The organism is Gimesia aquarii (genome assembly GCF_007748175.1).
In the GTDB taxonomy this organism is placed as follows: Bacteria; Planctomycetota; Planctomycetia; order Planctomycetales; family Planctomycetaceae; genus Gimesia; species Gimesia aquarii_A.
This window is the reverse complement of sequence record NZ_CP037422.1, coordinates 779,196-795,947: the sequence shown is the minus strand read 5'-3', so window position 1 is coordinate 795,947 and position 16,752 is coordinate 779,196. Positions and strand designations below refer to the sequence as shown.

Sequence of the window (16,752 nt, the reverse complement as noted above, 5' to 3'; positions counted from 1 at the left end):
CAGGAACCGGCCCGACAAGATCAGTTAAGTCCTGATCGTGGCGGATCTATTAAAAACATGGATCACCATCCATAGTAGTAACCAAATCCAGGTGAGTAAAAACGTGCCCCGCTTCCACGGTAATAGTAGTTGTTATACCGTCGTTGATAGCGATTAATATTATTATTTAGCTGTCGATCAAAGCGTTGTACATCACGAGATGCTTGACGGAAGTTGCGTTCGAGCTGACGGGACTGCCTTCGAATTTGCTTCCAAACTGGTGGCCTGGCCTCGCTCGATTCAATAGCACCCACAAATAACACACTAGACGCCAGCATGGCGACGGTCAGTGCACGTTTCATTGGTCTTGTCTCCTTGAAAAGAACCTTGTTGATTGACTATATTTTTCCATTGAATAAAACCAACGGTGATCATCTTTCAACAATTTTATCAACAGGAGAGTTGCAAGAGCTGTGCCAGTTAGGAAGGATCTGATTTAATTACTATAAATCATTATTCAGATTAGATTTGGGATTAAATTAATTTTCGACATACAAAGACGTATTACAAACGACTGTTGTAAAAGTGAAAAAACTGTGGTCGAAAAGAAGACAGTTAAACGACAGGACTTTCCAATACCCCAATTTTTTCAATCTCAGCTTTCATCTGATCGCCGGGTTTAAGAAATTTATTTTTGGATGCCCCTACGCCACTGGGTGTGCCTGTGGAAATAATGTCCCCGGGTTCAAGATGGACAAAACTCGATATGAATTCGATGATTGCTGCGACCGGGAAAATCATTTCAGCTGTTGAGGCATCTTGTTCAACATTCCCATTCACAGAAAGACTCATTTTCAGAGTCTGGGGATCACGAATATCATCTGACGGTGTGATGCAAGGTCCCATGGGGCAAAATGTGTCGTGCCATTTCCCATGTTGCCAATCAAAGAAAGAATCTTTTTCACGCTCGGTTCGATTCGGATTCGGTCGAAATTTTCGGTCAGAAATGTCGTTGATGACAGTATAGCCGGCAACGTAATTGAGCGCTTCTGCTTCAGAAACACCTTTACATGCTTTCCCCATCACGATTCCCAACTCCAATTCCCAGTCTATATGATCGGGAGAGACTTCAGGAATTTTGACAGGCTGTCCTGGATGCGTCAGTGTGGTTAGTGGAGGTTTCATAAACACATAAGGAAAGGTTTTTTGTCTTTCTTCTGCTTTACCTCCTCCTTCTTCGATATGCTTGGAATAATTCCCGGCAAGAAGCAACAACTTAGAAGGAGCAGGAATGGGAACCAGTAACTGCACATCATCTGTCATGATAGAAATCGGAAACAGCTCCTCATCCATTGCCTGTTTCAGAACTTTTTCCAATCCCAATAACGTGTCTCGCTGGTCTCCTCCCGGCAGAAATGGAATGAGCCCGACTGACTCATCCAGCATCACTCCCGCCATTTCCGCAGCAGCACTCAAAGGAATGATATTCTCATCCTGATAGAAACCAAGTGCGACTTTATTTTCCGATTGAAATCGACATAAACGCATAACTTAAGGACTCCTGAATGGGGAAGATAATGGGAGTGAATTGCTTGTATCCTACCGATTAATTTATAGAAGACCAATTCAAGGGACCTATTATGATAGCTGCTTCTGGAATCTCTTTAAACTGATGTCGATGATTCCAATACAACATAAGCTGAGCCCTAATACATAAGGCAATAAATCAGCGATATCTGAGCCTCTTAATACAATTCCTCTGAGTATTTCCAGAAAATAGGTTACGGGAATGAAAAACGTAAACAGATAAATGGGTAAAGGCATCTGTGACCGCGGAAACATAAATCCCGACAATAGCACGGAAGGTAACATCACCAGAAAGGCAAACTGAATCGCCTGCAACTGTGTTCTGGCAATTGTCGATACCAACATTCCCAATCCAAGTCCACATACAAGGAATAAAAGAGACAACAGCAATAGTTCCCACAAACTGCCGTGAATCGGCACTCCGAAAAAGAAGACCATGACAGTTAAAACAACCAGAGTTTCCACAAACCCAATCAAAGCATACGGAGCCAGCTTTCCCAACAATAAACCGGATTTACTGACTGGTGTGACAAACAACTGCTCCAGAGTTCCTAATTCACGTTCTCTGACAATGGCAAACGAGGTTAAAAAAAGTGTGACGAGTTGTAAAATGATTCCCACTAATCCCGGTACAAAAAAATGTGAACTCTCAAGATCTGGGTTATATAAAAGACGAGGCCTAATCTCAATCGGAAGTGCTGCTTCGCCACGCGCATCACGAGAGGGAACCGCAGGCAGGGTGTCTGCGAAGTGTTTCGTCATATTTATTGAAAGATTCATTCCCAGTAAGTTCGATGCATTCAATGCCGTTGTGGCAACTTGAGAATCACTGCCATCAATCAAAACCTGGATAGAAACCTGCTCTCCCTTTAGCAGACGATCTGAATAGTCGGGAGGTATGATCACACCTACTTTGGCTCTGCCAGATTCAAACGCGTTATGAAATGTGTCTTGATCAAAGACGCGCTCGATAATCTGGAATGTGCGCGTATTGGCAAATGCATCTCTCAGTTCGCGTGAACTGGACCGACCGTCCAGATCATAAATGACCGTTGGAATATTTTCGATTTGTGTATCAATGGCAAAACCAAAAATAATCGTTTGTAGCACAGGTACGGCAAAAACAAAAAACAGAGTCGATGGTTCACGGCGGATATGAGTGAATTCTTTCACCAAAATGGCCCAGAACCCTGCCAAAATTCCTGATATGTTTTGAGAGGATTTTGTCTTCGTGCCCAAATCCTCAACAGGTAATTCTTCGACCATCGCTTCAGGTGCTGTCGAAAACGGGCTGTGACCCTCTGAAGTGTCGATTGACTGTTCAGAAACTCGATTATTCAATTCCTCAGCCCGACTCAAGGTTACAAACACATCTTCCAGTGACGGGGTAATAGGTCTGACTTGAACTGCTTCCTGTTGATCCGGAATACGAGAAATAAAATCCGCTTCGGATAACTGTTGACTAGCCAGCACATGAATGGTTTGACCGAACAATGTTGCATCCCGAACACCATCCATTTCGCGAAAAGTCGTCAGTTTCGTAGCCGGGTGTGCCGTTTCAATTTCCCACCGCGCTGTTCCTAGGGGAGTAACGCTGGGTAGCTGTTTGAGTTCGTCTGGTTTTCCGCAGACGATCAGACGTGCATCATATATGTATCCCACATCACTACAACGCTCCGCTTCATCCATATAGTGTGTGGTGACAAATAGTGTTACCCCCTGCCCCGCTAATTCAAAAAGCAAGTCCCATAAATCCCGTCGTGCTACAGGATCAATGCCAGCCGTGGGTTCGTCCAAAAAAACCACCTCAGGTTCGTGGATGAGAGCACATCCCAAGGCCAAACGCTGTTTCCAGCCTCCCGATAAGTTACCAGCCAGTTGATCAAGCCGATCTCCCAAAGAAGTCAACTCGATGATCTCTTGAAACCGCTGTGTTAATTTTTCAGAATCGAGACCATAGATCCGCCCATAGAATTCAATATTTTCCTGCACACTTAAATCTGAATACAGGCTGAACTTCTGAGACATGTAGCCAATATGGCGTTTGATCAATTCAGCATCGCGAGAAACATTGTAGCCTAACACATGCGCGGAGCCTTCCGTGGGTTCCAGAACTCCACACAACATGCGAATAATCGTCGACTTTCCACTACCGTTCGGTCCAAGCAAGCCGAAGATAGATCCGCGTTGTACTTCAAAACTCACATGATCAACGGCCCGAAGACTACCAAAATCACGCGTTAACTCATCAATCTGAATCACAGGACTCATGGTCTGGTGCCCTTCCGATCCAACCAGACATCAGCTGACATTCCAGGTCTGAGCAATTTGTCCTGATCTTTGATTCTGACTTTAATGCGAAAAACCTGTTTTGATCGTTCTTCGGGTGTCTGTACATTTCGGGGAACAAACTCTGCTTGACGAGACACAAAAGTCACTCGTCCTTGAAAGACCTGATTGGGATAACTGTCAATTGTGACATCCACTTCCTGGTCAACTTGTATCCAAATGATTCTCTGGAACATAACAACGCACCCATAAGTTGTTCCAATCCAAGATGGAGACAACGGGAACATTGCCTCTTACCAGATCTCCCGGTTGTAAAGTCACTGCTTCAATCGTTCCATCAAGGGGGGCAATGATTTTTAACTCCTGAATCTGCTCATCAATAATCTGTAAACCTGCTTCTGCCGCTTTGACGCTCGCCTCTGCCCGCTTGATATCTTCACGCCGGCTTCCATTTTTTAACAACTGCCAAGCCTCTTCTGCTTGTTTCAACTGGGCTTTTGCTTCGTCGATTTCTTCTTTCCGAGTCCCTTCTTTCAATAGATCTACCGTTTTCTGCTTTACTTCTTTTTTGGAAGCGGCAACTTGCAATTCCGTATTCGCGGTATCCATTTCATCGGTCGAGGCCGATTTTTTGGCAAATAAGGATTCGATCCTCAAATGTTTTGCTTTGGCAAGTCGGTACTCTGCATCCGCTAAATGCAGTTCCGCAATCGCAGATTCAATTTCCTGTGGCCTGGGTCCATTCACTAATAAAGTCAAACGTGCCTTTAACTGATCTACGCGCGCCCGAGCTTGAGCGACTTCTTCCACACGGAAGCCAGCCACTAATTTTTGATAATTTGCTTTGGCTTCTGACAAACTAGCGACCGCTTCGGCACGACGTTCTAACAAATCATACGGCTCTAGTTCAATCAGTAAGTCACCTTGTGCGACGGATTGCCCTTCTTCAATCAATACACGTTTTACACGTCCACCGACGCGTGAGCCAGGGCGTATGTCATCCGCCTCGATAAAGCCAGAGACTTTCAGGGGTTCGTCCCTGTTCTGGCTATAAATGAGCGCAATAATGAGTGCAGCCGTCAGCAGAATGAGTCCCAAAATTTTATTCAAATCTTTCCCCTCATGATTGGTATCCAGTCTAACCGGCAAAACACCATTGATCTCAACTCATCTTACTTGAACAGGTGATAATACAGTAGTAAACCTATCCTTATCTAAGAACGTATCCTTCAAATTCTGGTTGACTCTGATTTTGTGACTCAGGCGAAACTCATGACCTGTTTCTGAGGTAAGAACTATCACAAGTTGTCTCTGAACGAACGAATGAGTGATAAAACCTCCATGTTTGATACCTTGCCCAAGAATCAGGCAACACTAAAGTCCGGTCCGAATTGTTTGATGACTCAAAAAAGAATTTTCTATTAACGGCTTGCAAGATCGATGGCCTTATCTCATTACTCTTACTCCAGATATGAAAAGTCAAAAGCATCACCTGGTCGTTGTCAGCATGATTTGGCACGTGATTCGCTTTATTAGAAATTACAATAATCATCAAACAGAAACATTCTCTTAAACAAGTATCCCTATAAACCGGGGCATTAAAAGTGTGTGCTCGATTCTGTTTGAGCAGCGTATTGTAAAAGTCAGTTTTAATAAGGAGCGATGGTGATTAGTTTCCCATCGAAGAAGAGAGGAATGAAAAGAGGATTTACACTCATCGAATTAATGGTCGTTATCGCAACACTTGCAGTATTGGTTGCTTTGTTGTTGCCAGACATCCAGACAGCGAAAGATGCTTCGCTTCAAGGACAAAAAAAGGAGGGACCTTATTGGGTCTATCGAGAATATGAATATGCAGGCGGCCCTGTCGTCTCTGAGATATCCGGCTCACATACACACTCATTGCAAGAGATTCTGGATATGTACGCCATCAACTTAAAAAAGCAACAGATGCAAGTTGCACGAGATTTACGTGCTGACGCCGAAACTGAAAAAGCTGGTTCCAGTAATTCTGACAGGGATACAGAGATTGAAAATAGTAATCTCTCAAAAGAAGAACAGATTAAAAGAGCCAAACGTGCGATGAAAAACTTCAAATATGACTTATCGCAAAATACGGCTTCCCTCGTTGCTCGAAGAAATCTAATGGAAGCAATCGAATCGCTGACTGAGGATTTGAAAAGACTTGAATCAGAGCCATAAAGCGGCTGAAATTGAAACGAATCTTCTTCAACCAGCTTCACCCAATTACAGGTGGCGCTTGGCTTAAACAGCTATGTGCCATCTGTTTTCGTAACTAAATCGGTTGCATTCCGAGTCCCGAACAAGTCTGTTTTTTGTAGATATTTCAATCTAAAAAAATGGAACATTTTTTGGTGATGTTGCTCTTGGCATAAAAATAAAGAGGCGTTATAAATCCACGCCTGTTGACTTTTGAATGAGTAAACCTCTCTCACTTCACACTTACTGATTCATCTGCTTAACAGGATATGCAATCGCATATTACTTCTCAAAAAACCTACCAAACCCATTACAATTGATTTTTTAAATGCCATTCATCTTTCCTTGAATCAGCTTAGCTTTTCAAGAGTGTGCATTTTCATGGACCGCCTCATCTCAATGAATGAGAAACCTGCCATGAATAATTGCGCGATTGGAAATGTGATTCTATTCAGAGAATGATAAAGGAGCACCAAAGATGCCCATCATCGTACGGGTATGCCTGCTTAGCGCAGCGTGTTTATTTACTCTCAGTCAGACGTCTTGCCATCGTGGACCCAGTGCCCAGGTTCGGCAAAGTATGTATCGCGCCCAACAGCTTTATAATCAAAATGCAGAATTGGCTATGCAACGAGATCAGTTCCAGCAGTCCGCAAACGCCCTGCAACACGAACGTGATCAACTGGCAATGCGCGCCCAGACGCTGGAATCCAATTTAAATATTGCCAACAAACGACTCGATAATTTGAATGTTGAACGCTCGGAAATGCAGCAGCGTTATGTGAGCTTGATGAAGAAAGCCAAAGGACAACCTAGTCCGCTGGATGGTGAAGCGACTCGTCGCTTCCAGGAATTGGCGGATAAATATCCTGACTTCGAATTCGATCCTCATACCGGCGTCAGCAAATTTCATTCAGATATTTTATTTGACTCTGGCAGTGATGTCATCAAATCTTCCGCTCAAGAAATTTTGACTCAGTTTGCTGCGATCATGAACGATGGTAATGCAAAGCGTTTAAATGTACTCGTTGTAGGTCATACGGACGACAAGGCGATCTCCAAAGCAAGCACTCAACGTCTGCATCGAACAAACTGGCATTTATCGACAAACCGAGCTAACTCTGTCGTGCTTTCACTCTCAAAATACGGAGTGAAACAAGACCGCATGGGTGCCGCAGGTTACAGCATGTTCCAACCAGTCGTACCGAATGAGAATAATTCTGCACGTCAGAAAAATCGTCGCGTTGAAATTTTCGTGCTTGCACCTGATGCTGTCGTGGCAGGCTGGGACCCTAACCCAACTCTCTTGAACTAGATCCTACCATCAGAATACTGATGTATCTCAAAGTTCGAAGTAGGTCTTAATTCCACTGAGTACACTGTCGACGGCAACGGAAGCCAGAATTAATCCACCAATCCGGCTGACAACGCTAGCACCCGAAGCACCAATCAGCTTTTGAATGGGACCAGCCAGCAAAAGTAAGAGCAATGTAATCAGCAAAACGACAAGCATCGTTATTGTAGCGGTTAACTGTTGCGCTAGATCAAAACGATGATTATCTGTGATGAGTACGATGGCCATCATCGCTCCCGGAGAGGCAATGGAGGGAATTGCCAGTGGGTAAACGGCTTTACTCTGATGCGAGTCCACTTTACTGGACTCCTCTATTTCCGCTTCAGGTTTACTTTCCCCGAAAATCATTGTTAGCGCAAAGAGAAACAACACCAAGCCCCCGGCAATTTGAAAAGCAGAGAGCGGGATTTCCAGTTCATCCAACAGAACCTGACCACCTACAGCAAACAGAATTAAGACAAGTCCGGCTGTGATGACTGCCCGCAATGCAATATTTCGCTGCGCTGCTTTGCTGTATCCAGCAGTGACAGCCATAAAAACGGGAATGGAACCGATGGGATCGATGACAGCCCAGAGGTAAATAAAATCCTTGAGAATGTCTTCCCATTGCATGCTCTGTCTCGGCTTTCGTTATTATTATAAACTAAAATCACTTCCCGGGATCATATAAGGGATTCGGTTTGGAAGGGATTGCCGCTTGAACCTGTTTTTGCCATTGATGAAGTGTCTTTGCTAATTCTTTCGCTTTATCAGGATGACTGTTACTCAGGTCCATCATTTCACTAATATCAAGGCGCGTATTATAGAGTTCCTGGTGCCCGTCTTCAAAGAACTCTAACAATTTCCAGTCTCCCTGACGAATGACCGAAACCGGTGTGGTACGAAAACGCTGCTGCATACCCTTATATTTTTGTAAATAGGCAGGAAAGTGCCAAAATAGAGAACGTGGTTTGAGTTTGCTTTGCGGCGCTTTTAACAAGGAAACCAGACTGACACCATCCAGTTGATACTTTTCAGGCTTTGAGGTTTCCGTTATTTCCAGGAAAGTCGGATAAAAATCGACATTAATCACGGGTTCATCACTGGAACTTCCCGCTTTGGTGACTCCCGGCCACTTGACTAACAGTGGAACGCGGATGCCTCCTTCATACAGCATTCCCTTCGAGCCGCGCAAAGGTTGCATGGTTGTAGCTGGCCCGTATCCGCCGTTATCAGACGTGAAAACGATGACCGTATTTTGAGCAAGCTTCAGCTCTTTCAGGGTTTTTAGAACCCGGCCAATGCTCTCATCCATACTTTTAATCATGGCGGCATACGTAGCATGTTGATGTAATTTCCCAGCCGGTTTTGCCTGGAAATGTTTGATGTTTTCCTGTTTTGCTTGCAGTGGAGTGTGAACGGCATAGTGTGTCAAATAAAGAAAGAAAGGAGAATCGGCATTTGATTTGATGAATGAGCAGGCTTCATCAGTCAGACGGTCCGTTAAATATTCACCCTTAGTGCCATTAGTCAGTTGAGGGTTTCGATAAGGACTGAAATAGCCTCCGCGCGGACTTCCCGATTGATTTCCCGCAATATTGGTTTGAAACCCCTGCGATCGTGGAGATTTCCCCAGATGCCATTTACCAATGCTGGCACAGCGATAACCTGCTTGTGAAAGGACATCGGCAATCGTAATAAACTGATCAGCCAAGACGGTGTTATTCGTTGCCGGTACTAACTTGCGATATTGATCATTGCCGCGTGCGGGATCGCCAACCGTATAGATTCCATGACGTGGTGTGTATTGTCCCGACATGAGACAAGCACGGCTCGGCGCACAATTAGGTGCCGCTGCATAAGCAGATGTAAATCGCATCGACTGTTGGGCCAGACGATCTATGTGTGGTGTTTCATAAAAATCACTTCCCATAAAACCAACATCTCTCCACCCCAGATCATCGATAAAAAACAGAATGACATTCGGCTTGCCGGACGCTGCTTCACTCGAGATGAGAAAACATGTATTCCAGCAAATGAGCCAGCACACAGTTAGAAAACGTTTCTTCATGTTCTCTCCCACAGCGAAACGGAGTGGTTTTTGATTTAGTAGTTGTTTACGATAAAATCAGGTGTATATTTTAGGCACTTACTTGCCCCCTGTCATTCCAGTATGTTGATTGATGTTACGAATCACCGATTTTCTATCGGTTCGATTCTTACACAATAAATAGCGCAGCCCTCTTGCGTAACACCAGAAAGGATGTAGAAGTGGAAAAAATTAAAGTCGGACAAATTGGCGTGGGGCATCCTCACGCCGGAGGAAAAATGCAGGCCTTACGTAAGTCAGCGGAATATGATGTGGTTGGCGTCGTCGAACCCAATGCACAACTGCGAAATTATGCTGAATCGACGGGCATCTATAAAGACCTGCCCTTTCTAACGGAAGAACAACTGCTGAACGTCAAGGGGCTCCAAGCGGTTGCAGTAGAAACACAGGTACCCGACCTGTTACAGACGGCTGAAAAATGTATTGCTGCAGGTAAACACATTCACCTTGATAAACCAGCGGGATTCTCGTTACCCCACTTTAAACGAATTCTTGATCAGGCAGCACAAAAACATCTGCTGATTCAGATGGGCTATATGTACCGTTATAACCCCGGGGTTGTACTATTAAGAGATCTCTTGAAAAAAGGTTGGCTTGGTGAACCTTTTGAAGTCCATACGGTGATCAGTAAAAAAATGGACAAAGTCAGTCGCGCTAAATTAGAACCACAACCAGGTGGTATGATGTTTGAGCTGGGCTGTCATGTGATTGATCTTGTCGTTCAGATTTTGGGAAGGCCAGACCAGGTAACCCCTTTCTCACAACATGCCTCTGTCATCAAAGATACGCTTCAGGATAATATGCTGGCAGTCTTTACTTATCCAAAGGCAATCGCAACAGTCAAATCCAGTTGTAATGAAGTCAATGGTTTCAATCGAAGACATATTGTTGTGTGCGGGTCAGAGGGAACGTTCCATCTCCAACCATTCGGAAGACCGGCTGCCAGTTTAACTCTCGAAAACGCGCGGGGAAAATATCGTAAAGGACAACAGTCAATCGAATTTCCTCGTTATACTCGCTATATCGATGATGTCGCTGATATGGCGCGAGTGATTCGTCGCGAAAAAGATTTAGACTTTTCCTATCAACATGACTACTTCGTGCAGGAATGCGTGCTCAAATCAGCGGGGCTGCCAGTCAGTTAAGATTTTAAGTATGCGTGTTTCGGTTATTCTTGCTTGAGTTGCCCATAGGCATGTTGGGCCGAGGCGATAATGGAAATGGTTTCATCTGTTTGTAATAGGCGTCGAACTTCTGCTTCGTCCTCGAGTGGAATAATAAACAGATCCTCAACATCATCGGTTTTAGCTTTACTCAACAGACAAATCAGTGCCCAGTCTGCGGCGAGCGCCATCTGAGTAGCCGTTACGAGATCATTGGACTGTCTATCACGAAGCGGTTTAATGGCGTCGAGAGGTTCAAGACAACCTGATAGAATTTGCATCCCTTCACCGAACGGCTCATCAATCTCAGTGAGCAGTACAATGCGCCCATCCTGAGATACCAGATTTCTGGCGGTTTCTAAAACACGCCCCAATTGAGTCCACGCATGGCCTGCTGGTCCACACTCAACGGCAACCACTACCACTTCTGCTTTGTAACTTGGTTCTAACTTCCAATATTGATCGAGAAGTTCTTTGCCTTTTCGAAAAGTGGCTTCGATACCGCCGAACACGATTTCTGAGGCGCCCTGACCGGCAGATGGAATGACCTGCAAGCTATATTGCAGCCCCAGCATCCAACCGACTTCGTCTATGAGCTGACGCAGGGGCCTGCTCTCTGCAGGAGTCAGTTCACGATGTGATTGGCCTCTGCTCTTTATGACGGCTTCTTGCGAAGAGAACTCGGGATAGAGTAAACTGCCGCCTCCTGCGTATCCTATAAGTGGGTCGTAGCTGACAAGTTCAATCGGAAGTATGAAGTCCGCTTCCAGCAAATGTTTTGAGAGGTAAATGCGTTCCCCACTTGCCGAGGTTCCCAGGTAGCCGAGCCCTTCTTTCGACTCAGGTTCATGTATAACCCATTGCGCATCTTGCTTTAACTCCGGATTCACCGAATCCATTAATTTTTGCTGCAGATTGAGTGAGCCAGATTGTGCTTGTAAGATTGTCACATCGGCGGCTTCGATTCCACAGTCTGAAAAAAAATCCCATACGGAATTAATGATTTCATCGACTACTGGAGTTTCACGGTCAACGACAATCGTGATTTTATCCCCGGGGATCACTGCTAAGTCAAGTGGGGGTAACTCCAGTGGATTATTTAATACATGTTGTGTTTTCAGCGGAACATCTTCCAAAGGTGGAGGCGCCTGCTGGTACCAAATCAGCCTCTCTGTCGGGATTTCGCATTGGAACTCTCGAGTATACCCGTAGTTCAGTTCGACTTTGACGGTTTCCGTGATCGACACAACAATATCCTGTTCGCTCAATAGCTTTTTATAATGATCAATAAAGTGTAAAGGGTTTCTGACAATTTTTGCTACTGATTTGAGTTAAAAGTGACTCAAGGCTGAAATGTTAGCGATTTACAGGTGAATTCTACAGGATATCTGATCACAATATCATAATATCACAGTATAAAAACTTGGTCCTGTTAAAAAGAAATACCGGACGATTGCAGATTTGAATGGTTGACAAGATTCAGTAGGATTAGATACACAGGCTTTGTTCCCAGACTATGGCCTGTTCTATTCAGGAAATAACATCATGACAGAAGACGATCAATTAATGATCCGAATCCAAAGTGGTGACCTGCGCGCGTTCGATGAACTAGTGGATAAATATCAGGGACCATTGATTGGTTTTTTCTTTAGAAATATTCGAGATTCGCAACTCTCAGAAGATCTTTCTCAGGAAACGCTCCTTAGAGTCTATAATCAGTCGTGGGACTATATACCTCAAGGCCGATTTCGCGGTTGGATGTACAGGGTCGCTCGGAACCTGATGATCGATAGTATTCGTCGTCAATCACATGACGCACTAGTGAAAGCTTACACCGGTAAGAAAACAGATGAAGATGATTCCCTCAACCGGCTGGCAAGCGAAGTGGTTTCACCAGAAGAGAAAGCCAATATCAAAGAATTGGCATTGATTGTGGATGAACTGCTGGGAACAATTCCAGAGGACCAGCGTTTAACATTTACTCTGCACCATTATTCAGAGCTGACCCTCAATGAAGTGGCTGAAGTAATGGAGACAAATCTGGCAACAGCGAAAAGCCGCCTACGACTGGCACGAGAAAAATTACGCGAGAAATTAAAGCTTATGGGTGTGACTGGCTCACAACAGAATGAAGTATAATATGAGATTTTAGAAATATAATTGAACCTGAAAGAAGGGAATTGCGTTGACTCGATAGGGCCTTCAAAATCGCAATCTTTTCGTGAACCATTTGATACAGTATGGAGAAGAGGAGAATGAGCTATTTTAGTCGGCTCACTGACATCGTTACCTGTAATCTAACTCAATTACTTAAAAATGCAGCAGATCCTGTCATTGAAATCGAGCAGATTATTGCTGAGATGAAAGAGGGTATCGCGGGCGCTAACCGTAGCGTAAAAACAGCAATTACCAATAAACAGGCGATCCAGAAGGAACTGCAGGAACACCAGGAGCAAATTTCACAGTGGAAAGAAGCCGCTAAGAACGCGTTAGCGGCCGGTGAGGAAGTAGAAGCACGAAATTCGCTGGTCCGAAAAAAGGAAATCGAAGACTTAATGGCAGGGCTAGAGCAGCAACATGCGGCAGCTTTAGCCACTTGCGAACATTTGACAACGACCTTACATGCTCTGGAAGCAAGACTCGCTGAAGCAAAACGAAAACAACTGGAGTTAACAGACTCCCATGGACTATCTGAATCTCCTGCACAAGCGACCTCTGAAGCACCAGCATCTGCATCCAGCTTGTCTCCATCACGCTCAGAGCAAATTGAATCGGAATTAGCAGCATTGAAGCGCGAATTAGATCAATCCTAAGCGTGCATAAAAACTTTGGTTGTCGTGATTTCCGGCAAAAGGACTATTGAATCAAAGTCACTATAACCAGTTTAATTGATTTGTCTTAGAATATCCGCATGTGAAAAAAGTGGACAAACGATTCGTTTTCACATTTGTTGTCGAAGATCGTTCCAAAGAACAAGTTGGTACTTGCAACCGACCTGTTCTATTTTAGAATAAAAATAGATAAGTAGAGCAGTTCACATAGGCTTCTTTATGGCAAATTCTGTTTCGAATCAGATTTCATGAAGAAGGTAAAGGTGTCACTGACATTATCAAAAGAACCCATAAGTTCTTCGTAAAGGCATTCGCCTATTGGTTTTCGGATTTGATCTTACTGATCTTTCTCAGTTAATGATCCGATGACGAATAATGTTACTTCCATTTTCAACTAACATCATTGATGTCGGAGTCGCGCCACAATGGCCAAAAAATATCTCAATCTTGAAGAAGCTGCTGCTCAGCTTGGCATGGAAACAGATGAATTAAATCGCCTCAGAGAGAATGGCGAAATTCGCGGATTTGCAGATAGAGGCGCGTGGAAGTTTCGCATGGAGGATATTGACGAACTTGGACGTTCGTTTCAGGCTGATTCTGATCCCGCGATTCCTCTAATGTCGGGTGAAGACGATGATGACCCGTTTGGCTCAGCCATTATGGAAGAAGGGGACATTACCAGCGGCTCAGATAGTGTGATTGATGAGGATGAGGTCGGCGAACAAGCAACAGTGATTCGTGGGAGTGTGCATGATGAAGAGGAAGAGGATTCTCCCATTGAATTGAGCAGTTCCGATAGTGATGTACGGCTGGTTGTTGATGATGGCGATGAACTACAACTAGACAGTGAACCGGAGCTGGTTGCCGTAGGAGAAGATTCAGACAGCGATGTCAGACTAACAGATGATTCCAGTATTGATCTCAGCAGCGACAGTGATGTCAAACTGGTCGATGCTGACTCTGAACCGGACTTTGAAACTCTAGACCTCGAAGAGGGTAGTGACAGTGATGTCAAACTGGTAGCCGACAACTCAGATTTAGCTAACAGTGAAAGTGATGTTGCTCTAGTAGGCAACGATGACTTCGATCTCGGTAGTGACAGTGATGTGGCTTTGATCCAGGAAGATGACGGAGACTCATCAATTCTGGCGGAAGATAGTGGCATCTCTCTTGCATCGGATAGTGGCATTTCCTTGGCTGGCCCCCTTGATAGTGGAATATCACTTGAAGGCGCCGACGAAAGTGGCATTTCACTCGTTGATGAAGATTCCAGCGGGTTATCTCTGGAAGATGACGAAGATATTTCCATTACTGCTGACAGTGGAATTTCGCTGGAGCCAATGGATGTCGATGATGTTGATAAAACGGTCCCCATGATGACTCCCGGTGGTGACAAAGACGCAACATTAGAAATTCCCTCTCTTGAGGATGATGAAGACAGTAATTTTGACCTGTCCGATTCCAGTGCCGACACCAGTGTGCTTATGCTGAATGAGGACGGCGATGTGGGAGGATCATCTGGCTCAGTAATTCTGGATTCCGATGATGAAGACAGTGAGTCAGGTCTCTTCGATGACGACGACGATGATGAGTTCGCCAGCGATGATTCAATGCTGTCTGACGCCTTCGATGACGACGAAGACGACTTTGATGACATCTATGATGCAGACGATGACGATTTCGATGACTCATTCCAAAGTGGAGAAAGTCATGCAGAATTTGTCGCCCCCGCAGGTTTTAGTGGTGGTCGGTCTGCAGCCATGGCACCTGAACCGGAATGGGGAGCAGGTACATTTGCCGCTCTTGGAATCTCCACGTTATTGTTAGGGATCTGTACTATCATGATGTATGATCTCATTCGTACGATGTGGCACTACGATGACCCTTCCAGTGTTAGCTCGTTCTTTTTAGAAACGTTCGGAGGGATGTTCTAAAGAACATCTGATGCCAGTAGAGTAGCCTCGTTTCAAATTTCGGATGATCTTTGGATTCAAGTGCGCGTGTATTAATCCGTAAACGATTCCTTTGCTTTCATAATCAGAACGTTCTTTCTCTTTAAAGTTTTGACTAGAGCAAAGTAACAGAGTAGGAATTCATAGTCATCTGGAATATATTCAGTATGGGAGTGGTCCCATCTGGTTAACTGTCTCTATTCTGGTTTATGAACATGAATTTGAAATCGTTGCTTGTATTCATAGTGCTCACGCAATTGCTTAGCAATAGCCTTGGGGCTGAGGAAGATCGGAAACTCGACTATACCGATCCCAAGCCACAAGAATACAAACTGGAAGCTCGTGCCAGCGAAATAGATCCGCGCACGAAAGAACATCCAGAACTCGGCTATGTTTTTAAATCTGGTGGTAAGGTACAGGATCTTGAACATGCCGTTGTCGATACTAGAGTGAAACCACGTGGCAAACTGGTTATCTGGCTGATGGGCTATAACAGCCAACTTTTTGATCGACTCTCCAGCTATGGTCTACACGCAATACAAGTACACTACGCTAACCGCTGGTTTTCAAAAGTCTGCCGTGAACAACCAGTGGGAGAATCCTGCCGAGGTAATGTGCGACTGGAAGCAGCAACCGGCGAAAATTTCAGCAATCAGGTTGACATTCCCAAACCGGATGGCATGAAAGAACGCGCATTGCAGTTTGTGAAGTGGCTAGCGAAAAAGAATCCGCAAGGCAAATGGGATTTTTATCTGACACCGGACGGAAACGATTTGCGCTGGGAAGATGTCATCATGGCCGGTAGTTCTCATGGCTCAACGACCGCCGCCCGTTTTGCTAAACATCAGAAGGTCGGACGCGTGGTGATGTTTTGCGGCCCGCGAGATCAGTTGCAGAACTGGCAAACACTCCCTTCCGCAACACCCACCAATCGCTATTTCGGTTTTTCGCATGTACTGGACGGCGGCTGGACTGCAGATCATTACTGCCGTTCCTGGGAACTGATTGGCCTGCACAAATATGGTCCAATCGTCAATGTCGATAAAGCAAAGCCCCCATATGCGAACACACGACGGTTGATTACGGACTTTGATGTGAAGAAAAATACCCGCCGCGCCCACTCGTCTGTAGTTCCCGGTGGCAATGCCGGCAAAGATGCGAAAGGGAAATACATTCACGAACAAGTCTGGAAATATCTCTTTACACACCCAATCGAAAAAACAGGAAAACCGGTCCTTATGGATCCGCGGTGTAATAAGAATCAACGCGGAAGTTAAAAACAGAAGTA

Annotated in this window: 13 protein-coding genes and 1 pseudogene; 7 read left to right on the top strand and 7 right to left on the bottom strand. The window is 44.8% G+C overall.

All coding sequences use genetic code 11. The features are described from left to right. Nucleotides 1-62: 62 nt before the first annotated feature. The 4 genes and pseudogenes from V202x_RS03275 to V202x_RS03255 all read right to left on the bottom strand — a co-directional run bounded on the left by V202x_RS03275 (nt 63) and on the right by V202x_RS03255 (nt 4,953). Nucleotides 63-341, bottom strand: a complete 279-nt coding sequence (locus tag V202x_RS03275) for a hypothetical protein (RefSeq protein WP_144981664.1) — start codon at nt 339-341, stop codon at nt 63-65. Between the two features lie 253 nt (nt 342-594). Further along, nucleotides 595-1,527, bottom strand: coding sequence for a fumarylacetoacetate hydrolase family protein (locus V202x_RS03270; RefSeq protein WP_145171166.1), 933 nt, complete (start codon nt 1,525-1,527; stop codon nt 595-597). Between the two features lie 90 nt (nt 1,528-1,617). Next, nucleotides 1,618-3,837: an ABC transporter permease gene (locus V202x_RS03265; protein WP_145171164.1), complete on the bottom strand. Its 2,220-nt coding sequence runs from the start codon at nt 3,835-3,837 to the stop codon at nt 1,618-1,620. Further along, nucleotides 3,834-4,953: pseudogene (locus V202x_RS03255) on the bottom strand (HlyD family secretion protein). Before V202x_RS03255 ends, V202x_RS03265 begins: the two are co-directional and overlap by 4 nt. A 597-nt stretch (nt 4,954-5,550) precedes the next feature. Here V202x_RS03255 and V202x_RS28040 point away from each other — a divergent pair. Both V202x_RS28040 and V202x_RS03245 read left to right on the top strand, forming a co-directional pair. Then, on the top strand, nt 5,551-6,057 hold the full coding sequence (locus V202x_RS28040; RefSeq protein ID WP_315851531.1) for a prepilin-type N-terminal cleavage/methylation domain-containing protein: 507 nt from the start codon (nt 5,551-5,553) through the stop codon (nt 6,055-6,057). A 496-nt stretch (nt 6,058-6,553) separates the two neighbouring features. Next, complete coding sequence (locus tag V202x_RS03245) at nt 6,554-7,390, top strand: flagellar motor protein MotB (RefSeq protein ID WP_145171156.1); 837 nt, start codon at nt 6,554-6,556, stop codon at nt 7,388-7,390. 27 nt (nt 7,391-7,417) lie between these two features. Here V202x_RS03245 and V202x_RS03240 read toward each other — a convergent pair whose 3' ends face one another. Both V202x_RS03240 and V202x_RS03235 read right to left on the bottom strand, forming a co-directional pair. Next, a complete protein-coding gene (locus V202x_RS03240) occupies nt 7,418-8,041 on the bottom strand; it encodes a MarC family protein (RefSeq protein ID WP_145171154.1) in 624 nt (207 codons plus the stop codon). A 37-nt stretch (nt 8,042-8,078) separates the two neighbouring features. After that, nucleotides 8,079-9,479: a sulfatase gene (locus V202x_RS03235; RefSeq protein ID WP_145171152.1), complete on the bottom strand. Its 1,401-nt coding sequence runs from the start codon at nt 9,477-9,479 to the stop codon at nt 8,079-8,081. A gap of 200 nt (nt 9,480-9,679) precedes the next feature. Between V202x_RS03235 and V202x_RS03230 the strand changes: the two genes are divergently transcribed. Then, nucleotides 9,680-10,663, top strand: a complete 984-nt coding sequence (locus tag V202x_RS03230; protein WP_145171150.1) for a Gfo/Idh/MocA family protein — start codon at nt 9,680-9,682, stop codon at nt 10,661-10,663. 23 nt (nt 10,664-10,686) lie between these two features. Here the strand turns inward: V202x_RS03230 and V202x_RS03225 are convergent, their stop codons facing one another. Next, nucleotides 10,687-11,928, bottom strand: coding sequence for a lactate racemase domain-containing protein (locus V202x_RS03225; protein ID WP_197993197.1), 1,242 nt, complete (start codon nt 11,926-11,928; stop codon nt 10,687-10,689). Nucleotides 11,929-12,226: 298 nt separating this feature from the next. On the opposite strand from V202x_RS03225, the gene V202x_RS03220 reads away from it, so the two are divergent. The 4 genes from V202x_RS03220 to V202x_RS03205 all read left to right on the top strand — a co-directional run bounded on the left by V202x_RS03220 (nt 12,227) and on the right by V202x_RS03205 (nt 16,741). After that, complete coding sequence (locus V202x_RS03220) at nt 12,227-12,820, top strand: RNA polymerase sigma factor (protein ID WP_145171146.1); 594 nt, start codon at nt 12,227-12,229, stop codon at nt 12,818-12,820. 116 nt (nt 12,821-12,936) lie between these two features. Beyond that, nucleotides 12,937-13,494 carry a PspA/IM30 family protein gene (locus tag V202x_RS03215; protein WP_197993196.1) on the top strand — a complete coding sequence of 186 codons (558 nt, stop codon included), beginning with the start codon at nt 12,937-12,939 and terminating at the stop codon, nt 13,492-13,494. A 443-nt stretch (nt 13,495-13,937) separates the two neighbouring features. Continuing rightward, nucleotides 13,938-15,446: a hypothetical protein gene (locus V202x_RS03210; RefSeq protein ID WP_145171142.1), complete on the top strand. Its 1,509-nt coding sequence runs from the start codon at nt 13,938-13,940 to the stop codon at nt 15,444-15,446. 233 nt (nt 15,447-15,679) lie between these two features. Next, entirely contained in the window at nt 15,680-16,741 is a 1,062-nt protein-coding gene (locus V202x_RS03205) for a BPSS1187 family protein (RefSeq protein WP_145171140.1), read from the top strand. Nucleotides 16,742-16,752: the final 11 nt, after the last annotated feature.